This window comes from Paraburkholderia sp. UYCP14C, assembly GCF_004197395.1.
Classification (GTDB): Bacteria; Pseudomonadota; Gammaproteobacteria; order Burkholderiales; family Burkholderiaceae; genus Paraburkholderia.
In genome coordinates, this window is record NZ_SELS01000010.1 from 1 (window position 1) to 20,847 (window position 20,847).

Annotated in this window: 22 protein-coding genes; 12 read left to right on the plus strand and 10 right to left on the minus strand. The window is 64.7% G+C overall.

Features of this window, described 5'->3' with window-relative positions:
- Positions 1-610, plus strand: a 610-nt coding sequence (locus tag EVC45_RS11475) for an electron transfer flavoprotein subunit alpha/FixB family protein (RefSeq protein WP_211193409.1), incomplete at its 5' end; no start/stop codon positions are given.
- Positions 611-708: 98 nt separating this feature from the next.
- A complete protein-coding gene (locus tag EVC45_RS11480) occupies positions 709-2,499 on the plus strand; it encodes an acyl-CoA dehydrogenase (protein WP_129958116.1) in 1,791 nt (596 codons plus the stop codon).
- A gap of 142 nt (positions 2,500-2,641) precedes the next feature.
- Here the strand turns inward: EVC45_RS11480 and EVC45_RS11485 are convergent, their stop codons facing one another.
- Complete coding sequence (locus EVC45_RS11485) at positions 2,642-3,928, minus strand: D-amino acid dehydrogenase (protein WP_129958117.1); 1,287 nt, start codon at positions 3,926-3,928, stop codon at positions 2,642-2,644.
- Positions 3,929-4,108: 180 nt separating this feature from the next.
- On the opposite strand from EVC45_RS11485, the gene EVC45_RS11490 reads away from it, so the two are divergent.
- Together EVC45_RS11490 and EVC45_RS11495 are read left to right on the plus strand one after the other, a co-directional pair.
- Positions 4,109-4,597, plus strand: a complete 489-nt coding sequence (locus EVC45_RS11490; protein WP_062127950.1) for an Lrp/AsnC ligand binding domain-containing protein — start codon at positions 4,109-4,111, stop codon at positions 4,595-4,597.
- A gap of 106 nt (positions 4,598-4,703) precedes the next feature.
- On the plus strand, positions 4,704-5,894 hold the full coding sequence (locus EVC45_RS11495) for a PA0069 family radical SAM protein (RefSeq protein WP_373683013.1): 1,191 nt from the start codon (positions 4,704-4,706) through the stop codon (positions 5,892-5,894).
- Positions 5,895-5,930: 36 nt separating this feature from the next.
- Here the strand turns inward: EVC45_RS11495 and EVC45_RS11500 are convergent, their stop codons facing one another.
- Complete coding sequence (locus EVC45_RS11500; protein WP_129958119.1) at positions 5,931-6,398, minus strand: NINE protein; 468 nt, start codon at positions 6,396-6,398, stop codon at positions 5,931-5,933.
- A 182-nt stretch (positions 6,399-6,580) separates the two neighbouring features.
- Positions 6,581-7,714, minus strand: coding sequence for a sorbosone dehydrogenase family protein (locus EVC45_RS11505; protein ID WP_248295101.1), 1,134 nt, complete (start codon positions 7,712-7,714; stop codon positions 6,581-6,583).
- 222 nt (positions 7,715-7,936) lie between these two features.
- Here EVC45_RS11505 and rpsP point away from each other — a divergent pair, with 222 nt between their 5' ends.
- The 6 genes from rpsP (at position 7,937) to EVC45_RS11535 (ending at position 12,323) form a co-directional block, all read left to right on the plus strand.
- Positions 7,937-8,191, plus strand: coding sequence for a 30S ribosomal protein S16 (gene rpsP, locus EVC45_RS11510; RefSeq protein WP_013090118.1), 255 nt, complete (start codon positions 7,937-7,939; stop codon positions 8,189-8,191).
- A gap of 125 nt (positions 8,192-8,316) precedes the next feature.
- Positions 8,317-9,051: a ribosome maturation factor RimM gene (gene rimM / locus EVC45_RS11515; RefSeq protein ID WP_129958121.1), complete on the plus strand. Its 735-nt coding sequence runs from the start codon at positions 8,317-8,319 to the stop codon at positions 9,049-9,051.
- A gap of 25 nt (positions 9,052-9,076) precedes the next feature.
- A complete protein-coding gene (gene trmD / locus EVC45_RS11520) occupies positions 9,077-9,844 on the plus strand; it encodes a tRNA (guanosine(37)-N1)-methyltransferase TrmD (protein ID WP_129958122.1) in 768 nt (255 codons plus the stop codon).
- Positions 9,845-9,993: 149 nt separating this feature from the next.
- Positions 9,994-10,380, plus strand: coding sequence for a 50S ribosomal protein L19 (rplS, locus tag EVC45_RS11525; RefSeq protein WP_129958123.1), 387 nt, complete (start codon positions 9,994-9,996; stop codon positions 10,378-10,380).
- Between the two features lie 87 nt (positions 10,381-10,467).
- Positions 10,468-11,226, plus strand: a complete 759-nt coding sequence (locus EVC45_RS11530; RefSeq protein ID WP_129958124.1) for a CoA pyrophosphatase — start codon at positions 10,468-10,470, stop codon at positions 11,224-11,226.
- Between the two features lie 158 nt (positions 11,227-11,384).
- Positions 11,385-12,323, plus strand: a complete 939-nt coding sequence (locus tag EVC45_RS11535; protein ID WP_129958125.1) for a CobD/CbiB family protein — start codon at positions 11,385-11,387, stop codon at positions 12,321-12,323.
- A 74-nt stretch (positions 12,324-12,397) separates the two neighbouring features.
- Here EVC45_RS11535 and EVC45_RS11540 read toward each other — a convergent pair whose 3' ends face one another.
- From EVC45_RS11540 to EVC45_RS11550, 3 genes are read right to left on the minus strand one after another with little or no spacing between them, the layout of a single operon-like run.
- The gene (locus EVC45_RS11540) at positions 12,398-12,718 is read right to left on the minus strand and encodes a DUF2007 domain-containing protein (RefSeq protein WP_129958126.1); all 321 of its coding nucleotides are present in this window, start codon (positions 12,716-12,718) and stop codon (positions 12,398-12,400) included.
- A gap of 1 nt (position 12,719) precedes the next feature.
- Positions 12,720-13,709: a ribosome small subunit-dependent GTPase A gene (gene rsgA / locus EVC45_RS11545; protein WP_129958127.1), complete on the minus strand. Its 990-nt coding sequence runs from the start codon at positions 13,707-13,709 to the stop codon at positions 12,720-12,722.
- Positions 13,706-14,965, minus strand: coding sequence for a M48 family metallopeptidase (locus EVC45_RS11550; RefSeq protein WP_129958128.1), 1,260 nt, complete (start codon positions 14,963-14,965; stop codon positions 13,706-13,708). The genes rsgA and EVC45_RS11550 overlap by 4 nt, the downstream gene beginning before the upstream one ends.
- A gap of 227 nt (positions 14,966-15,192) precedes the next feature.
- On the opposite strand from EVC45_RS11550, the gene orn reads away from it, so the two are divergent.
- Entirely contained in the window at positions 15,193-15,813 is a 621-nt protein-coding gene (gene orn, locus EVC45_RS11555; protein WP_129958129.1) for an oligoribonuclease, read from the plus strand.
- A 32-nt stretch (positions 15,814-15,845) separates the two neighbouring features.
- On the opposite strand, the gene mog is transcribed toward orn, so the two are convergent.
- Together mog and yjgA are read right to left on the minus strand one after the other, a co-directional pair.
- The gene (gene mog / locus EVC45_RS11560; protein WP_129958130.1) at positions 15,846-16,487 is read right to left on the minus strand and encodes a molybdopterin adenylyltransferase; all 642 of its coding nucleotides are present in this window, start codon (positions 16,485-16,487) and stop codon (positions 15,846-15,848) included.
- Positions 16,468-17,085 carry a ribosome biogenesis factor YjgA gene (yjgA, locus tag EVC45_RS11565; protein ID WP_129958131.1) on the minus strand — a complete coding sequence of 206 codons (618 nt, stop codon included), beginning with the start codon at positions 17,083-17,085 and terminating at the stop codon, positions 16,468-16,470. Before yjgA ends, mog begins: the two co-directional genes overlap by 20 nt.
- A 150-nt stretch (positions 17,086-17,235) precedes the next feature.
- Here yjgA and pmbA point away from each other — a divergent pair, with 150 nt between their 5' ends.
- A complete protein-coding gene (gene pmbA / locus EVC45_RS11570) occupies positions 17,236-18,606 on the plus strand; it encodes a metalloprotease PmbA (protein ID WP_129958132.1) in 1,371 nt (456 codons plus the stop codon).
- Between the two features lie 96 nt (positions 18,607-18,702).
- On the opposite strand, the gene EVC45_RS11575 is transcribed toward pmbA, so the two are convergent.
- The gene (locus EVC45_RS11575) at positions 18,703-19,203 is read right to left on the minus strand and encodes a dihydrofolate reductase (RefSeq protein ID WP_129958133.1); all 501 of its coding nucleotides are present in this window, start codon (positions 19,201-19,203) and stop codon (positions 18,703-18,705) included.
- 83 nt (positions 19,204-19,286) lie between these two features.
- Positions 19,287-20,837 carry a sigma-54 dependent transcriptional regulator gene (locus EVC45_RS11580; RefSeq protein ID WP_129958134.1) on the minus strand — a complete coding sequence of 517 codons (1,551 nt, stop codon included), beginning with the start codon at positions 20,835-20,837 and terminating at the stop codon, positions 19,287-19,289.
- Positions 20,838-20,847: the final 10 nt, after the last annotated feature.

The window sequence follows — 20,847 nt, forward strand, 5'->3', positions numbered from 1 at the left end:
GCAGATCAGCGACATCACGGCAGTGGATAGCGCCGACACGTTCGAACGCCCGATCTACGCAGGCAACGCGATCGCGATCGTGCAATCGGCTGACCCGATCAAGGTCATCACCGTGCGCTCGACCGGTTTCGACGCCGTTGCGGCCGAAGGCGGCAGCGCAGCGGTCGAGAAGATCGAAGCGGCAGCCGACGCAGGCATCTCGCAGTTCGTGAGCCGTGAAGTGACGAAGCTGGATCGTCCGGAACTGACGAGCGCAAAGATCATCGTGTCGGGTGGCCGTGGCCTCGGCAACGGCGAGAACTACACGAAGGTTCTGGAGCCGCTGGCAGACAAGCTCGGCGCGGCACTCGGCGCATCGCGCGCAGCGGTCGATGCGGGCTTCGTGCCGAACGACTATCAGGTCGGCCAGACCGGCAAGATCGTCGCGCCGCAACTGTACGTCGCGGTCGGCATCTCAGGCGCGATCCAGCATCTCGCCGGCATGAAGGACTCGAAGGTGATCGTCGCGATCAACAAGGATGCGGAAGCGCCGATTTTCAGCGTCGCGGATTACGGCCTCGTCGGTGATCTGTTCACCGTCGTCCCGGAACTCGTGAACGAACTCGGCTAAGCGCCGCGGCGCCTGAAAGAGGCCGCCGAAAGCAAGCGAAGGGCGCTGGACCGACCAAGTCCCGCGCCCTTTTTTCATCTCAAGGGAGGAGAACCAGAATGAGCTATACGGCGCCCATCAAGGACATGCTGTTCGTGATGAAAGAACTGGCCGGACTCGAAGACATCGCGAAGCTGCCCGGCTTCGAAGACGCAAACCTCGACACGGCGCAGGCCGTGCTCGACGAGTCGGCGAAACTGTGCGGCGAAGTGCTCGCGCCGCTGAACGTCGACGGCGATCGCAATCCGAGCAGCTGGAAGGACGGCGTCGTCACCGCGACACCCGGTTTCAAGGATGCCTTCCGCCAGTTCTCCGAAGGTGGCTGGCAGGGTGTCCAGCATCCGCTCGACTACGAAGGGCAGGGGCTACCGAAGCTGATCGGCACACCGTGCGTCGAAATGCTGAACGCGTCGAATCTGTCGTTCGCGTTGTGTCCGTTGCTGACCGACGGCGCGATCGAAGCGTTATTGACCGCCGGCAGCGAAGCGCAGAAACAGACTTTCGTACCGAAGCTGATTTCAGGCGAGTGGACCGGCACGATGAACCTCACCGAGCCGCAGGCCGGCTCCGATCTCGCGCTCGTGCGCACCCGTGCCGAGCCGCAGGGCGACGGTTCGTTCAAGCTGTTCGGCACGAAGATTTTCATCACGTGGGGCGAGCACGACATGGCGCAGAACATCGTCCATCTCGTCCTCGCGCGCACGCCGAACGCGCCTGATGGCGTGAAAGGCATTTCGCTGTTTCTGGTGCCGAAGTTTCTCGTCAACGAGGACGGCTCGCTCGGTGAGCGCAACGACGTGCATTGTGTGTCGATTGAGCACAAGCTCGGCATCAAGGCGAGCCCGACTGCGGTGTTGCAGTTCGGCGATCACGGCGGCGCGCTCGGTCAGCTGATCGGTGAAGAGAATCGCGGCCTCGAATACATGTTCATCATGATGAACGCGGCGCGATTCGCGGTCGGCATGCAAGGTGTCGCGATTTCGGATCGCGCGTATCAGAAGGCGGTCGCGTACGCGAAGGAGCGTGTGCAGAGTCGTCCCGTGGACGGTTCCGCGAAGCAGTCGGTGGCGATCATCCAGCACCCGGACGTGCGCCGCATGCTGTCGACGATGCGCAGCCTCACCGAGGCATCGCGCGCGCTCGCGTACGTCGCCGCCTCGCACTGCGATATCGCGCATCGTCATCCGGACGAGGCGACGCGCACGAAGCATCAGGCGATCTACGAATACCTGGTGCCGATCGTGAAGGGCTGGAGCACGGAGCTGTCGGTCGATGTCGCGAGCCTCGGCGTGCAGGTGCACGGCGGCATGGGCTTCATCGAGGAAACCGGCGCCGCGCAGTACTACCGCGACGCGCGCATTCTGCCGATCTACGAAGGTACCACCGCGATTCAGGCCAACGACCTGATCGGTCGCAAGACGCTGCGCGATGGCGGCAAGGTTGCGAAGGAACTGCTTGCCGGTATCGCCGAAACCGTCGAAGCGCTTGGCGCGCAGCAGGGTGCGGCGTTCGCCTCGATGAAGACGCAGCTCGCGCAGGGCCAACGCGCGCTTGGCGCGGTCGTCGATTTCGTCGTCGCAAATGCGAAGGGCGATCCGAATGCGGTGTTCGCGGGCAGCGTCCCCTATCTGAAGCTTGCGGGCATCGTGTTGGGCGGCTGGCAGATGGCGCGTGCGCAGCTCGCTGCGGCGGCGAAGCGCAACGAGGATCCCGCGTTTCATGACGCGAAGATCGCGACCGCGCGGTTCTACGCCGAGCACGTGCTGCCGCAGGCGGCGGCGCTCGAAGTGGCGATCGTCAGCGCGAAGGGCGGCGAGGGCGTGCTGGCGTTGTCGGAAGATCAGTTCTGAAGATGCGTCGATGCCGGCCGCGTGCGGCGGCCGCACGACGGAATGCAAACGGCGCCCTCGCGTGGCGCCGTTTGTTATTGCTGCTGCGTTAATTGCGGCCTGCGCTGTGCGGCCAAGGCCGCGTCAGCGCACCCAGTCGAACTCACGCATACGCCGGTCGATGCTCGCCCGCGGTCTCGCCGAGGTAGCGATGCACGGACAGATCGTCCGCGCGAATCGCGGGCTGCTTGCCCGACATCAGGTCGGCCAGCAGTTGGCCCGAGCCGCACGACATCGTCCAGCCGAGCGTGCCGTGGCCGGTGTTCAGGAACAGGTTCGGCACCGGCGTGCGGCCGACGATCGGCGTGCCGTCCGGCGTCATCGGGCGCAAACCGGTCCAGAACGTCGCCTTCGACGTGTCGCCGCCACCCGGGAACAGGTCGTTCACCGAAAGCTCGAGCGTCTCGCGGCGTGCCTGGCGCAGCGATTTGTCGAAGCCGACGATCTCCGCCATGCCGCCGACGCGAATCCGGTCGTCGAAGCGCGTAATCGCGATCTTGTAGGTTTCGTCGAGCACGGTGGACACCGGCGCGGCAGCCGCGTCGACGATCGGCGCGGTGATCGAATAGCCCTTCAGCGGATAGACCGGAATCTTGACGATGCCATCGAGGAAACGCGTCGAATACGAACCGAGCGCGACCACGAACGAATCCGCGCGCACCAGTTCGCCGCCGCACTGCACGCCGGCGATGCGGCCGCCCGCCATCGCGAGCGCGTCGATCGACGTGTTGTAGCGGAACTTGACGCCCAGTTCTTCGGCGAGCGCCGCGAGGCGCGTCGTGAACATCTGGCAGTCGCCGGTTTCGTCGCCGGGCAGGCGCAGGCCGCCGGTGAGCTTGTGCGACACCGCGGCGAGCGCCGGTTCGGCCTTGCCCAGTTGGTCCGCCGTCAGCAGTTCGTACGGCACGTTGGCTTCCTGCAGCACGGCGATGTCTTTCGCGGCGCCGTCGAACTGCTGCTGCGTGCGAAACACCTGCAGCGTGCCGCCGGTGCGGCCTTCGTACTGGATGCCGGTGTCGGCGCGCAGCGCCTGCAGGCAGTCGCGGCTGTATTCTGCGAGTCGCACCATGCGGCCCTTGTTCACCGCATAGCGCGGCGCCGTACAGTTCTGCAGCATCTGCCACATCCATTGCAGCTGGAACGCGGTGCCGTCGAGGCGGATCGCGAGCGGAGCGTGCTTCTGGAACATCCACTTGACGGCCTTCAGCGGCACGCCCGGCGCCGCCCATGGCGACGCGTACCCCGGCGAGATCTGGCCCGCGTTGGCGAAACTGGTTTCGAGCGCCGGGCCGGCCTCGCGATCGATGACGGTCACTTCGTGACCGGCGCGTGCGAGGTAATACGCGCTCGTCACGCCGACGACGCCACTGCCCAAAACGACGACTCGCATAGCTGCTCCAGGTATCCAAAAATTGTGTGAGGGCAAGGCGTTCGTCGCCGGATTCGATCCGATTCGATTCGACGAGCTGCAACGTGAGGTGAAATGCCGTTTGCCCAGTGTCAACCGCTATACTATTAACAGTGGGACAGGTTTTGTTATCGTATTTTCATCATTTTTAGAAAAAACACCATGCGTACCCAGCGCCAGCCCGTGCGGGCTCTCGACAAGCTCGATCACAAGATCCTGCGGCTCCTGCAGCAGGACGGCCGTATGGCGATGAAGGACCTGGCGGAGCAGGTCGGGCTGTCGGTGACGCCGTGCATCGAGCGCGTCAAGCGGATGGAGCGCGACGGCGTGATCACCGGCTACTACGCGCGCGTGAACCCGGCCGAGCTGGGTGCGGCGCTGCTCGTATTCGTCGAGATCACGCTCGATCACAAGAGCGGCAACATGTTCGACCAGTTCCGGCGCGAGGTGCAGAAGATCCCCGAGGTGCTCGAGTGCCACCTCGTATCGGGCGATTTCGACTATCTAATTAAGGCGCGCATCGGCGAAATGGCCGACTACCGCAAATTGCTCGGCGACATCCTGCTGCAGTTGCCGGGCGCAGTGCAGTCGAAGAGCTACGTGGTGATGGAGGAAATCAAGGAGACGCTGACGATCGCGGTGGGCGAGTAAGCGCCGACTAACTGACGGCGCTGGCCGCCTATTGCAGACTCGACGAAGTGCTCGACAAACGGCGTAAACACTGTATATTTATACAGGTGTTTTGCGCCGTTTTCTTATGGCGCTTCCTGTTTGCGTTTGCATTGCGTGGCCCGCCGTGGATGACCCCGACACCCCTGACATTCCCGAATTTCCGATCGCGCCGCCGGCGCCTCGCAAGGGGCGCGGCGCGGTCACGAACCTGCAAGGCCGCTACGAAGTCTACCAGCGCGAGGCCGTCGACGACGGCTGGCAGACGGCCGACGAGGACGGTGAGCCGAAGGTCCTGCGCACGCAGGTGTTCGAGGAGCGCGCCAAAACGATCCTCACACGCAACGCGTCGCCGGACATTCCGTTCAATGTGTCGCTGAATCCGTATCGCGGCTGCGAGCACGGCTGCATCTATTGCTTCGCGCGGCCTACGCACAGCTACCTGGGCTTGTCGCCGGGGCTCGATTTCGAAAGCCGTATCTACGCGAAGATCAACGCGCCCGAACTGCTCGAGCGGGAACTGTCGAAAAAATCCTATGTACCGGAGCCGATCGCGCTCGGCGTCGCGACCGACGCATGGCAGCCGGCCGAACGCGACTTGCGCCTGACGCGTCGCGTGGTCGAGGTGCTCAGCGAGCGCAATCACCCGTTTGCGGCGATCACCAAATCGTCGCTGATCGAGCGCGACATCGATCTGCTCGCGCCGATGGCGGAACGCGGTCAGTTCATGGCGGCGATCACCATCACCACGCTGGACGCCGACATCTCGCGTACGCTCGAACCGCGCGCGGCCACGCCGTCGCGCCGGCTGCGCACGATCCGCACGCTCAGCGAGGCGGGCATTCCGGTCGGCGTCAGCATCGCGCCGGTGATCCCGTTCGTCACCGAACCGGACATGGAGCGCGTGCTCGAAGCGTGCGCGCAAGCGGGTGCCAGCAACGCGAGCTATATCGTGCTGCGGCTGCCGTGGGAGGTCGCGCCGCTGTTCAAGGATTGGCTGAGCGCGCATTTCCCGGATCGGGCCGAGCGCGTGATGAGCCGTGTGCGCGACATGGGGGGCGGTAAGGATTACGACTCGTCGTTCTCGACTCGCATGAAGGGAGAGGGACTATGGGCGGATCTGCTCAGGCAGCGCTTTCACAAGGCCGTGCGCCGGTTGGGGCTGACCGGGCGCGACCGCGGCATTCTCGACATGTCGCACTTCCGCCGCATCGAGCCGCCGCGCGCCGAGCAGGCGAGCGCACCGGCGCGCGACAATCCGCAACTGAGGCTGTTCTAGTGCGCCGGGGCGCTTGCCGGTGCCGTGCCGCGGGAGCTACTGCGAAATCACTTTAGCCGCTTCGACCTGACTTTCGAAGTAGGTCTGGAACGCGAGCGCGAGACCGGTCATCAGCAGGAACGCGCCAATCAGAAGCGAAAAGATTACGACGAAAATGACCGTCCAGCCCGAGCGGCTTTTGCGTTGCGTGTGGGCGTTGAATTGCGCATCCCATTTTTGATCCGGACGCAGCCCGTAGACGAGCGCGGCCAGAAACGCGGCAAACAACGACACCGCGCCGATCGACGCGAGCACCCAGCCGAGGATCGAGGCGCGCTCGGTGGCGATCAGCAGCATCACGCCGGGAATGCCGATCAGCGTGCCAAGCAGATGTGCCCAGCCGTAGATGTCCCGCGTGCCGTACAGATAGAAACGGTGGGCGCCGAGGCTGCCGAACAGGAACGCCAGCGCGGCGGTAAGCGTCTTGGATCTGAAGCGCGGGGAAGTCGAGGCAACGGTGGACATGAACGCGTGGGCAGAGTGACAGGCGGTCGAAAGGAGCGGTGCGCCGCAGGGCGCGAACCGACGCGCATTCTACGCCTGTGGCGGGCGGGCGGTCACCCGGTCTGAAAGCGGGGTGGCGGGATGCGCCGGACGTGGCTCCACGTGAGTGCGGCCGCTCGGCCGTGCATGCAGGCATCCGCGCGTTACGGCGCTGAGTAAGTGACGCGGTAGATGGCGCCGGCGGTGTCGTCGCTGATCAGTAGCGAACCGTCTGGCAGCGGCAGTACGTCGGCGGGGCGGCCCCAGACCGATTCGCCGGGTTGCAGCCAGCCTTCGGCAAAGACCTGCTGCCGTGCGTGGCTGCCGTCGGGATCGGTGATCACGCGCACGACGCGGTAACCGACCTTCTTGCTCCGATTCCACGAGCCGTGCTCGGCGATGAAGATGTTGTTCCGGTAGTCGGCGGGAAACATCGGGCCGTCGTAGAAGCGCATGCCGAGCGCCGCCACGTGCGCGCCAAGCTGGACCACCGGCGGCGTGAATTCGCTGCACGGATGATCCTTGCCGAACTCGGGGTCGGGCGTGTCGCCGCCGTGACAGTACGGAAAGCCGAAATTCATGTCGAGCCGTGGCGCGCGGTTGAGCTTGTCGCTCGGGATATCGTCGCCGAGCAGGTCGCGGCCGTTGTCGGTGAACCACAGCTCGTGAGTGACCGGATGCCACGCGAAGCCAACCGAATTGCGGATGCCGCGTGCGACGACTTCGTAGTGGCTGCCGTCCGGGTCCATGCGGGCAATCAGCGCATAGCGGTCCGGATCTCGCTCGCAAATGTTGCACGGCGCGCCCTGCGGCACATACAGCTTGCCATCCGGGCCGAACGCGATGAATTTCCAGCCGTGATGCGTTTCCGTGGGCAGCTTGTCGGTGACGACGACGGGTTTCGGCGGATCGGTCAGGTGCGCGTCGATCGCATCGAAGCGCACGATTTTCGACACGGCCGACACATACAATGCGCCTTCGTGCCACGCGACGCCGGCTGGGATCTGCAGCCCTGACGCGATCACATGGTGGCCCGTCACGCGGCCGTTGCGTAGTTCGAGCGCATAGACGTGCCCATCCTGGCTGCCCACGTAGAGAATGCCCTTGGGCGACAACGTCATCGCGCGAGCGCTCGGCACGTCGTCCGACAACACTTCGATATGAAAGCCCGGCGGCAGCCTGATTCTCTCGATGGGCAGTGCGGCGTTTGCCGTCAACGCCCGCGCGGCGAGTAACGCGGACGCCGCTACGCGTAGAATCCGGCTACACGAGGCGCGCAAATGTCCAGCAGAGGGCACGGAAAAGGCAAAAAAGGCGAACGGAAACGAGAGGTTCGGCTGGCGTCGCACAGGCGCTCCTTCAAGTAATTCGGGCGTTTGAGCCAGTTGACGCAGCTCTTGTGGAAGGCCGGTTCACTCCGGTTCCGCAGTTTATCCCGGTAAGTGTTTGTTATGGCGTCGGTTTCCCGCTATAATCGCGTGTTTCAGTCGTTCCGAACCCCGGTTTTCAAGGATTCTAGTATGGTCATCATCCGCTTGGCTCGTGGCGGCTCCAAGAAGCGCCCGTTCTACAACATCGTCGCCACCGATTCGCGCAGCCGTCGCGACGGCCGCTTCATCGAGCGCGTCGGTTTCTACAACCCGGTCGCTACGAAGGGCGAGTCCCTGCGTATCGCTCAGGATCGCCTGACGTACTGGCAAGGTGTTGGCGCGCAACTGTCGCCGACCGTCGAGCGTCTCGTGAAAGAAGCGCAAAAGGCGCAGCCGGCTGCTTGATATGGCGGCCCGCAGGCGTATCGTCGTCGGTTTGGCCGGCGGCTCGCGTGAGCAGTCCGATGCGCAATTTGTTTTACTGAAGCAGACGCCAAAGCAGGCTGCGAAGTTGTTGTCGAGGGTATTCGATGTCTGAGCGTGATTCCGGCAGTTCTGGTAGCGCCAAGGCAGCTTCGCGCGCAAAGGCGTCTGGTCAGGCATCGTTCGGTGCATTCGTCCGCAAGCCGGTCGAACGAACCGACGGCAAGGCGAAAGAGGCGCAAGCCAATGTCGTGAACGCTGGTTCCGAAGCTGCAGAAATGCGCATCGAAACGGCGGCAAGCTGGCCGGCCGATGCGATCGAAGTCGGCGCAATTGTCGACGCTTATGGTCTCAAAGGCTGGGTCAAGGTAGCCGCGCACGCGGATACCGGGCACGGTGGCGACGCTTTGCTGAGCGCGAAGCGCTGGTGGCTGCTGAAAGGCCAGGAGCGCAAATCGGCGCCGTCCTTGCAGTCCAAAACGCATGCCGACAGCGTGGTCGCCCGGCTGGGTGGTGTCGCTGACCGTGATGTGGCGCTGGCTTTGCGCGGCTCTCGCGTGTACGTCAGCCGTAGCGAATTTCCGGCGCTCGAAGCCGACGAATTCTACTGGGTCGATCTGATCGGCCTGGACGTGGTGAATCTCGCCGGGCTCAATCTCGGCAAGGTCGCCAGCATGATCGACAACGGTGCGCAGTCGGTGCTGCGCATCGAATATCCGGCTACCGACAAAAGCGGCAAGCCGATCGCAGGCGAGCGTTTGATTCCGTTCGTCGGCGTCTTTGTCAAAACGGTGGACCAGGCGGCAAAGCAGATCGTCGTCGACTGGGAAGCTGACTATTGAAATCTATCGTTGAATGGGGAGAGCGATGCAGTTCGATGTCGTGACGCTCTTTCCAGAAATGTTCCGCGCGTTGACCGACTGGGGTATCACCAGTCGAGCCGCGAAGCAGCAGCGCTATGGGTTGCGTACGTGGAATCCGCGCGATTTCACGATAGATAACTACCGCACGATCGACGATCGCCCATACGGCGGCGGCCCCGGCATGGTCATGCTGGCCCGGCCGCTCGAAGAGGCGATCAGTGCCGCGAAGGCGGCGCAGTCGGAGCAGGGCATCGGCACGTCGCGCGTCGTGATGATGTCGCCGCAAGGCGCCACGCTGAATCACGAGCGCGTGATGAAGTTCGCGGGCGAACCCGGTCTGATCTTGTTGTGCGGGCGCTACGAAGCGATCGACCAGCGTCTGCTCGACCGTGTCGTCGACGAGGAAGTCAGCCTTGGCGACTTCGTGCTCTCGGGCGGCGAGTTGCCCGCGATGGCGTTGATGGATGCGGTCGTGCGTCAGTTGCCTGGCGTGCTGAACGACTCGCAGTCGGCGGTGCAGGATAGCTTCGTCGACGTGCTGCTCGATTGTCCGCACTACACGCGTCCCGAGGAATACGAGGGCGTGCGGGTGCCTGATGTGCTGCTCGGCGGCCATCATGCGGAAATCGAAGCGTGGCGGCGGCGCGAAGCATTGCGCAACACGTTGAACAAACGGCCCGATCTGATCGTGAAGGCCCGAAAGAACAGAATGCTGAGCCGTGCCGACGAGGCGTGGCTCGCAAGTCTCGCGAAGGAAGAACCGAAGGCCTGAGGCTCAGGTCTTTCGAGCGGACACAAGGCGGTGCCGTACATGCGTGTGCGGCGCCAGATGTGAACCCATCCTCTATCGGGGCCGTAGCTGAACGCAGTAAGCGCGTGAGGCAGGTACGAACGCCGACAAGATGGATCTAGGAGTCAGTAATGAATCTGATTGCAAAACTCGAGCAGGAAGAAATCGCGCGCGTTCTCGGCGAAAAGACCATTCCGGATTTTGGTCCGGGCGACACGGTCATCGTCAGCGTGAACGTGGTTGAAGGCACGCGTAAGCGTGTGCAGGCTTACGAAGGCGTCGTGATCGCCAAGCGTAATCGCGGTCTGAATTCGTCGTTCATCGTCCGCAAGATTTCGTCGGGCGAAGGCGTCGAGCGTACGTTCCAGACGTATTCGCCGCTGCTGGCAAGCATCGTCGTCAAGCGTCGCGGCGATGTGCGTCGTGCGAAGCTGTACTATCTGCGCGAGCGTTCGGGCAAGTCGGCTCGAATCAAGGAAAAGCTGGTCTCGAAAGACCGCGCTTCTTCCGAAGCGTAAATGCTGTAAGAAAAAGCACCCCTCGCGGGTGCTTTTTTGTTGGCCAGGTCAAAATAGCGGCATGTCCCCGCTCATTAGAGAGACCCGTTGATCCGCCCCGTCTTTGAGCCCGAATCTCTGCCCGTCATCGCGACGGGCGCCGATCTGCCACCGGTCGCGGGCGAGCGTCTGACGCCCGATGCACTGCGGGCGCGCTTCGAGCGGCAGCTTGCCTGGACGCCCGAGAAAATCGCCGATGCGCCGTGGCGCAATACCGAACTCGATCCGCGCGTGGCGGCGGTGCTGGTGCCGCTCGTCGTGCGCGCGCGTGGCCTGACCGTGTTGCTCACGCAACGCGCGGACCATCTGAACGATCACGCCGGCCAGGTGAGCTTTCCCGGCGGCCGCCAGGAACCGTTCGACGCCGATGCGACTGCCACCGCGCTGCGCGAGGCACGCGAAGAGGTAGGCCTCGACGCGTCGCGCGTCGAAGTGCTGGGCGCGTTGCCGGACTATCTGACTGGCACCGGCTTTTGCGTGTCGCCGGTCATCGCTCTCGTGCACCCGCCGTTCTCGCTGGCGATCGATACGCTCGAAGTGGCCGAGGTTTTCGAGGTGCCGCTCGCGTTCCTGATGGACCCGTCCAACCACGAAGAGCGCCTGTTCCGCTACGAGGGCGGAGAGCGCCGCTTCTTCGCGATGCCGTATCCGCGTGGCGAATTGACGGTGACGCCCGAAGCCGCCGAGCAGCGCGGCGCGCAACGCACGCAGACGGCTGCGCCAGCGGCCGTGCAAGGCGGCGATCATTTCATCTGGGGGGCGACGGCTGCGATGCTTCGCAACCTGTATCGGTTCCTCGCCGCATGAGTTACACGATTCGCATCGACGCATCGGCACGCCCGCGATGCGCAGTTGCGCGAACGACGCACTTGTCGGCCCTTTGTCAGCTTCCGCGTTCAGACTCATCCGACCCTGTGCTATCGTTATAAAACAATCGTAAAAACTTAAAAAGCACGGCGCATCGCATGACTTTTTTCTCCGTTTTGCTGGCTCTGATCATTGAACAGGTGCGCGCGCTGTCGCCGAACAATCCGGTGTCCGCGTTGCTTCAATACCATGCGGAGTCGGCGGCGCACGGATTCGATGCCGGCAAGCAACGTCACGGTCTGCTCGCGTGGCTCGTCGTGGTGGTGCCCTGGACGCTCGTTGTCGCGCTCGTCTACTACGTGCTGTATCACATTCACTTCATGCTCGCGTTCCTGTGGAACGTCGTGGTGCTGTATTTCACGCTCGGCTTCCGGCAGTTCAGCCATTACTTCACCGACATCCATCTCGCGTTGAACAACGACGACGTGCCGCGCGCGCGCGAAATTCTCAACGAATGGACCGGGCTCGAGACAGTCGACATGCCGGTCAGCGAGATCGTGCGTCACACGCTGATCCATGCGGTGGTGGCGTCGCATCGTCACGTGTTCGGCGTGTTCTTCTGGTTCCTGATTCCGGTCGGTCCCGCCGGCGCGGTGCTGTATCGTTGCGCGGAATATCTCGCTCGGGCGTGGGCGCGGCCGGCCGACGATCGCACCGTCGCGTTCTCCAGTTTCGCGCAGCGCGCGTTCTTCGTGATCGACTGGGTGCCGGCGCGGCTGACGTCGATGGGCTTTGCGATCGTCGGCAATTTCGAGGACGCGATTTACGCGTGGCGCAATCATGCGCGGCAGTGGCCCGATACCAACGAAGGCGTGTTGCTCGCCGCGGGCAGCGGAGCGCTCGGCGCTCGCCTGGCCGGACCGCTCGCGGAGCCGTCGAGCCTCGATGCGCTCGCCACCGGCGACGGCGGTCCGATGCAGGTCGGCGACGACTGCACGCCGCGCACGCTGCAATCGGCGGTGGGGCTCGTGTGGCGTGCGGTCGTCCTGTGGATGATCCTGCTGTTGATGCTGACCATCGCGGTGTGGCTCGCCTGAAGCAGTCACGCCATGCGCGCAATACAAGAAAAAGCCGGGCACGCCGCCCGGCTTTTTCATTTCCCGACCGCGCTTCACCCCTTCAACGGATCGCGCACCGTCCCGCATTGCCAGCACACGGTGAACTGCGCCTCGAGCATCTCGCCGCACTGCTGACATTGCCATAGAGGCGTGCCCGGCGCCGGTCCGCGCGACGCCGCTTCGATCAACTGCCGCGCGATCGCCTCATCGCGTTCATCGACGAGCCACAGCTCCGGCGCGCACTGATCGGCCGGAATCTCGCCGAGCGCGCCGTTCAGATAGCGGTTATGCAACTCGCACGCGATGCCCGCGGTCTCCAGCACGTTGACCCAATGCTGTCCGATGATCAGGTTCGGCGCGCGCATCAGTTTCATGTCAGCGGACGATCTGGCTCGCCTCGTGCACGAGCTGCGCATAAAGCGCATGCCGTTCGCGGCGGATGCGGCCGTCGGCGACCGCTTCGAGGATCGCGCAGCCCGGCTCGTGCAGGTGATGGCAGTTGTAGAAACGGCAGTTCGGCAGCAGCGGCCGGAACTCGGGGAACGCGCGTTCGAGCCCGCCTTCGGTCAGGTGGTGCAGGCCGAATTCCTGGAAGCCCGGCGAGTCGATCAGCGCGCCTGCCGGCCCGTTCACGGTGACCGTGCCATTCAACTCCGGCAGCGGATAAAGACGCGTGAACGTCGTCGTATGGCGTCCGCTGTTCAACGCGGTCGAGATCTCGCGCGTCGCGACTTCGGCATCGGGAATCAGCAGGTTCACGAGCGTCGATTTGCCCATGCCCGACTGGCCGAGCAGCAGTGTCGCGTGACCGTGCAGATGTTCGGTCAAGGTGGCGCGTGCCGCCTCGGGCTGCATGCGGATCGACACTTCGAGCACCGGATAGCCGAGCGCGCGATACGGCTCGAGCCGCTTGCGCGCGCCGTCCAAGGCAGCGGTGACGTCGATCTTGTTCAGCACGATCAACGGCTTCAACTCGTTTTCCTCGGCGGCGACGAGCGCGCGGCCGAGCAGATCCTCGCTGAAATGCGGCTCGGTCGCGAGCACGATCAGCAACTGATCGAGGTTCGCGGCGAACAGCTTCGACTTGTACTGGTCCGAGCGATACAGCAGATTGCGCCGCTCGCCGATCTCGACGATCACGCCTTGATCCGCGGAAGTCGGCTCGTAGATCACCCGATCGCCGACCGCCACCTCGCTGCGTTTGCCGCGCGGGAAACATTGCAGCATTGCGCCGCCATCTTCGGGGGCGACCAGATAGTGACGGCCGTGCGCGGCCACCACGAGGCCGCCAATGCGCGCGCCATTCAGGCCGGACGCCGAGGCTTGTGCGCCGCGCGACGCTTTCTTCGGGGCGCGGCCGCTCATGCGTGCTGCAGCAGTCGGTCGATCCGCTGCGAGGCCGGTGGATGCGAGTAATAGAACGCGGTGTAGAGCGGATCGGGCGTCAAAGTCGACGCGTTGTCCTCGTACAGCTTGACGAGCGCGTTGACGAGGTCGTGCGCATCGGTTTGCGTCGCCGCGAACGCGTCGGCTTCGAACTCGTGCTTGCGAGAGCTCAGGCTGCCGAGCGGCGTAACGAAGAACATGAACACCGGCAGCGCGAGGAAGAACAGCACGAGCGCGAGTCCACTATTGCCGCCAACCAGCGACGGCCGCACGCCGAGCCCTTCGTAGAACCACACGCATTGCGTCAGCCAGCCAAGCAGCGCGAGCATCGCGAGGCTGATCGCGAACGTGACGAGCATGCGCTTCATCACGTGACGGCGCTTGAAGTGGCCGAGTTCGTGCGCGAGCACCGCTTCGATCTCGCGGCCCGACAGGCGCGCGAGCAGCGTGTCGAAGAACACGATGCGCTTGCTCGCGCCGAAGCCGGTGAAGTACGCGTTGCCGTGCGCCGAACGGCGGCTGCCGTCCATCACGAACAGTCCCTTCGCGGCGAAGCCGCAGCGCTTCATCAGCGCCTCGATGCGGGTCACGAGCGCTTCGTCTTTCAGCGGCTCGAACTTGTTGAACAGCGGCGCGATGAAGGTCGGGAAAATCAGCAGGCCGAACATCTGGAACGCGACCCACACGACCCACGCCCACAGCCACCACAGGTTGCCGGCGCGGTTCATCAGCCACAGCACGACGAACAGCAGCGGCAGACCGAACGCGATGCCGAGCAGCGCGCCCTTCAGGCGGTCGAGGAAGAACAGGCTTTTGCTCATGCGGTTGAAGCCGAAGCGCTGCTCGACGACGAACTGCCGGTAGTAGTCGAACGGCAGGTCGATCGCGCTCGTGATCGCGATCACGGCGGCAACCAGCGCGATCTGGCCGACGTAGCCGCGGCCGAGCCAGTCGGAGAGCGCGAGATCGAGCGTCTGCACGCCGCCGAGCAGCGTGAGCCAGATCAGCACGGCCGCGCCGACGACGATCTCGACCATCGCGAGCCGCGTGCGCTCGACGGTGTAGTCGGCCGCTCGCTGATGTGCGGCGAGCGCGATCGTGTTCGCGAACTGGCTCGGCACCTGTTCACGATGCGCGACGACGAAGCGGATCTGCCGCGACGCGAGCCAGAGTTTGGTGCCGACCATCGCGACGACGGCGACGACGAACAGGGCGGTGAAGTACAGGGTGGGCATCCGGGGATTCCGTGGTATCTATGCGAGAATTATATGTTTCTTCCCGCCTCGCGGCGGAGATACGGTTTAACGCAGCGGCTCGACGCAATGGTTGCGGGTAGCAGTTCAAGGCGTCGCTTTCGCGCAGCCGGCCCGGCTCGAACCGCGCGAATCCATTTCAAACGAACACATGCCGCGTCGCACGGGTTTCCAGCGAAGCCCGCCGCGCGGCCCTCAGGGTTGCCTTCATGACTGACATCCTCGCATCCACCGAACAGCCGCCGCTCGTGCGCAGCGACATGAATCTCGTCTGGCTGGACATGGAAATGACCGGGCTCGAGCCCGACACCGACCGCATCATCGAGATCGCCGTGGTGGTGACGAATTCGACGCTCGACAGGATGGTCGAAGGCCCGGTGCTCGCGATTCATCAGAGCGATGAGACGCTCGCGAAGATGGACGAGTGGAACCAGAACACGCATGGCCGCTCGGGGCTGATCGATCGCGTGAAGGCGTCGACGGTCAGCGAGGCCGACGCGACCGTGCAGATCCGCGAGTTCCTCGGCCAGTACGTGCCGCCGGGCAAGTCGCCGATGTGCGGCAATTCGATCTGCCAGGACCGCCGCTTCATGGCGCGCTGGATGCCGGAGCTGGAGAGCTTCTTCCACTACCGCAACCTCGACGTGAGCACGCTGAAGGAGCTGTGCCGGCGCTGGCAGCCCGCCATCTACAAGGGTTTCCAGAAGCGCGCGATGCACACGGCACTGGCCGATATCCACGAGTCGATCGACGAACTGAAGTACTACCGCGAGCATTTCCTGGTGCCATCGGCGCAGTCGGCGCCGGACGCCGCCGCGAGCGCTAAGTAAAGCGTGGGCCTGCACACCGCAGGCCCCGAACCTCAGTCCTGCCGCGGCGCGCGTTGCGCGCTTTTCGGCCGGAACGCGTTGACCACGTCGGCGTTGGTTTCCACGTAAGGCCCGCCGATCAGGTCGATGCAGTAGGGCACGGCAGCGAAAATCCCAGGCACCTTGACCGCGCCGTCATCGCGCAGACCTTCCAGCGTTTCCCGGATCGATTTCGGCTGACCGGGCAGGTTGATGATCAGCGCGGCGTGCTTTTCCGTTTCCCGGATCACCGCGACCTGGCGCGACAGGATCGCGGTCGGCACGAAATTCAGGCTGATCTGCCGCATCTGCTCGCCGAAGCCGGGCATCTCCTTCGTTGCGACCGCGAGCGTCGCCTCGGGTGTCACATCGCGGCGCGACGGGCCGGTGCCCCCGGTCGTCAGCACCAGATCGCAGCCCACCTCGTCGACCAGCTCGACGAGTGTCGCGGAGATGGTTGGCGCGTCGTCGGCGATCAGCCGCGTGACGACCTGCCACGGCGAGCTCAAGGCCGCGCCGAGCCACTCCTGCAACGCCGGAATGCCCTTGTCCTCGTACACGCCCGTCGACGCGCGGTCGCTGATCGACACGAGGCCGATCACGATTTCGTCGGGATGGTTGCGTGGCTGACGTTGATCAGGCGTCGCGGTCGTCATCGTCGTCTTCCGCGGAGAGGTCGGCGTCGTGCGCGTCTTCGGCTTCGTCTTCCGTGCCGGCAGCGTTCTTGATCCACTGGAACAGTTCACGGAAGTAGCGCGGCGGCTTGCTCTGCTCCGCTTCCTTGCGCGCGTTGCGGATCAGCGTGCGGCCCTGCTGCGGATCGGCGCCCGGGTGCCGGCGGATGAAGTCGGTCAGCGCGGCGTCGTCGGCGAGCAGTTTTTCGCGGGTGCGCTCGATCCAGTGCAGCTTCGCCGTTTCCGACTTGTTGACGCCCTTGTAGGTGTCGAGCGCGGTGCGCAGCGCGGCGATTTCGGTCTCCAGCAGCGAGCGCATCACCCGGCCGACATACTGGACCTGGCGACGCTTGCCTTCGAAGTCGGTGATGCGGCGTGCTTCGCGCACGGCTTCGTCGAGCTTTTCGGGCATCGGCATGCGCTTGAGCGCGTCTTTCGGCAGAGCGACGAGCTCCGAGCCCAGATCCTGCAGCGCTTGCATTTCGCGCTTGACCTGGGACTTGCTCGGACGATCGTAGCCGTTTTCGTCGACTTCCGTGACGACGGATTCGATCGGTTGAATGCGGGTTTTGCGTGTCATGCCGGTATTGTAACTTGCCGCGCCGGCCCGACCCGCGGCGGCGCGTACCTTGCTATGATCGCGGGATGCATTTATTCCGCACCCGTGCGCCCGCGCCGAATACGGTGCGCATACCCAGGGCCGCGCGGCCCCAACAGGACGGCAACCACAATGGCAGCAGACATGGACGTCAAGCAGCGCTTTTTTCCGCATACCCAGGATGAGCTGAAGGAAATCGCCTCGGACATCCTCCGTCACGCGAAGGCGCTCGGTGGCACCGACGCCGCAACCGAAATCTCCGAAGGTGACGGCCTGTCCGTCTCCGTGCGGCGCGGCGAAGTCGAGACGATCGAGCACAACCGCGACAAGATGGTCGGCGTGACGGTGTTCATCGGCAACAAACGCGGCAACGCGAGCACCTCGGACTTCTCGCCGCAGGCGTTGAAGGACACAGTCGCGGCCGCCTACAACATCGCGCGCTTCACCGCCGAGGACGATTGCGCGGGCCTCGCCGAAGCCGAGCTGCTCGAAACCGCGCCGCGCGATCTCGATCTGTATCACCCGTGGAATCTGTCCGCCGACGAAGCGGTGGAAATCGCGCGCCGCTCCGAAGACGCCGCGTTCGCGACCGATCCGCAGATCAAGAACTCGGAAGGCGCGAGCGTGTCGGCGCAGCACTCGCAGTTCGTGCTGGCAACCTCGCGCGGCTTCCTCGCCGGCTATCCGTATTCGCGCCACTACATCGCGTGCGCGCCGATCGCCGGCAGCGGCCGCAACATGCAGCGCGACGACTGGTACACGTCGACGCGCAGTGCCGACGAACTCGCTGATCCCGAAGCGGTCGGCCGTTATGCGGCACAGCGCGCGCTTGCGCGCATCGGCGCGCGCGGTCTCGACACGCGCAAGGTGCCGGTGCTGTTCGAGGCGCCGCTCGCGGCGGGCCTGCTCGGCGCGTTCGTGCAGGCGACGAGCGGCGGCGCGCTGTATCGCAAGACCTCGTTTCTGGTCGACAGCCTCGGCAAGCCGGTATTCGCGCCGCACGTGCAGGTGGTTGAAGACCCGCACGTCGCGCGCGCGATGGGTAGCGCGCCGTTCGACGAGGAAGGCGTGCGCACGCGTCAGCGCTCGGTCGTGAAGGACGGCGTCGTCGAGGGCTACTTCCTGTCCACCTACTCGGCGCGCAAGCTCGGCATGAAGACCACCGGCAACGCGGGCGGCTCGCACAACCTGTCGCTGCTCAGTTCGAACACGCGCCCGGACGACGACTTCGAAGCCATGCTGAAGAAGCTCGGCACCGGTCTGCTGCTGACCGAGCTGATGGGCCAGGGCGTCAACTACGTGACCGGCGACTACTCGCGCGGCGCGTCGGGCTTCTGGGTCGAGAACGGCAAGATCCAGTATCCGGTCGAGGAGATCACGGTCGCGAGCACACTGCAGGAGATGTTCCGCCATATCGTCGCGATCGGCGCGGATACGATCACGCGCGGCACCAAGCAGACCGGCTCGGTGCTGATCGAGCGGATGACGATCGCAGGGCAGTAAGCCGCGCGGCCCGTTCCAACGGCGCTCCGGATCAAACGAAAACGCCACGCAACTCAACGTTGCGTGGCGTTTTTTTATCGCCTGCATCGCGCGCCGTCAGTGCTCCTTGCGTTGATACGTGACGAATGCGTAATCGAAGTCGTTCGGCGCATTCGAGTGATGCGCCTCGCGCGCGATTTCTTCCCACACATGCGGGTCGATCGCGGGGAAGGTCGCATCGCCGGGGAAGTCGGCGGCGATTTCGGTGACGATCAGCTTGTGCGCGTGGCGCAGCCCTTCGTCGTACAGCTGCGCGCCGCCGATCAGAAACGCCTGCGGCGCCTGGTCCTGCGCGGCGAGCGCGAGCGCTTCGTCGAGATTGGTCGCGGTGTCGCAGCCCTGAAAGCGCCGCGCGCCATCGCGCGTAACGACGATATTGCGGCGACCCGGCAGCGGCCGGCCGATCGATTCATGCGTCTTGCGGCCCATGATGATGGGCGCGCCCATCGTCGTGCGCTTGAAGAACTTGAGGTCTTCGGGCAGTCGCCAGGGCAACTCGTTGTCGCGGCCGATCACGCCGTTGCTGGCGCGAGCGACGATCAGGGTGAGCGTCGTCATCGAATGGTAAGTGGAAGGTAATCCGACGATTCTACCCGACGCGCCTTCGCCCACCCGCCGCTCATGTGCCGCTCATGTGCCGCTCACCCCCGCGCCGGGCCGTCCGCCGCGAACGCTCCCTTGTCGTCGACGGCACCCGGTTCGCGCAAACCATGCACGCCCATCAGCCGATACAGCGTCACACGCGAAATGTTCAGCTCCACCGCCGCCTCGTTCAAGCGGTGCCGATGGCGCAGCAGCGCCGCCTCGATCGCGCGCTTCTCGGCAGCCTCGCGCGCCTGCGTGAGCGTCATGCTCTCCTGCTCGGCGAAACCGGCGAGGTCGAGGTCGTCGGCGGAGATCAGCTTGTTCTCGGCCATCACGATCGCGCGGCGCACGCGGTTGATCAGCTCGCGCACGTTGCCGGGCCAGTTGTAGTTGTAGAGCGCCTCGATCGCCGACGGCGTGAAGCCACGAATCTTGCGCGCGTTGTCGGTCTTGAACTTGTGCAGGATGTGATACGCGAGAATCTCGATGTCCCGTCCACGCGCGCGCAGCGGCGGCTCGTCGACGCGCAGCACGCACAGGCGATGAAACAGGTCCGCGCGGAACTGGCCTTCGCGCATCGCGCCGTCGAGATCGACGTGGGTCGCCGAGATGATGCGCACGTCGACCGGAATCGATTCGCGCCCGCCGAGCCGCTCGATCTTGCCTTCCTGCAGAAAGCGCAGCAGGCTCGCCTGGCTTTCGAGCGGCAGATCGCCGATCTCGTCGAGAAAGAGGGTGCCGCCGTCGGCCGCCTCGACGCGACCGATCTTGCGCTGATTCGCGCCGGTGAAGGCGCCGCGCTCGTAGCCGAACAGTTCGGATTGCAGCAGGTGATGCGGTATCGCACCGCAGTTGATCGGCGTGAACGGTGCCTTGCGGCGCGGCGAGCGCTCGTGAATGGCGAGCGCGGTCAGCTCCTTGCCGGTGCCCGATTCGCCCGCGATGAACACGCTCGCGTCGGTGTTCGCGACCTTGCGGATCGTGCGAAAGAGCTGCTGCATCGCCTCGCAGGTGCCGACCATTTCCTCGTCGCCCGCTTCGCTGACGGGCGGCGGCAGTTCCGGGTCGCACAGCGTGACCATGCCGAACGCATGGCAGGCCAGATAGTCGATCGTCGCGTGCGCGACCGGCTGCTTCACGAAGTCGAAGCAGTAGTGGCGCACGAGGCGTCGCACGAGCGGATCGTTGAGCCGCTCGCCGGTCGCGAGCGCGATCCAGCCGATCTGCTGCTGACGCAGGCTCGCCTCGAGCCCGCCGATGTCGCGCGGCGCAAAGCTCGCCAGATCGACGATCCCCGCGCAGGCGATGTCGGGCTTCACGAGCCGCCCGAGTTCGTGCGTCGAGCGCGCGGCCGCGACCTGCCAGCCGCGGCTTCTCAGATGCGCGATCAGCGTTTCGTCGGGCGTGCGCGCGACGTACAGCAGCTGTCGCTCGAGGCCACGCACCGCGGCACGCGCCGGGCCATCGGCTTCGTTGCTTGCCGGTGGCGCGATGGCTGGCGCCGCGGCCGCTGATGACACGGCGGCGTGCTTGGGCACCGCGAGCGACAGATGCGATCCCGCTGCCGCGACGGAAGCCACACTAGTCAGATGAGGTGATTCACGCACGTTCGACCTC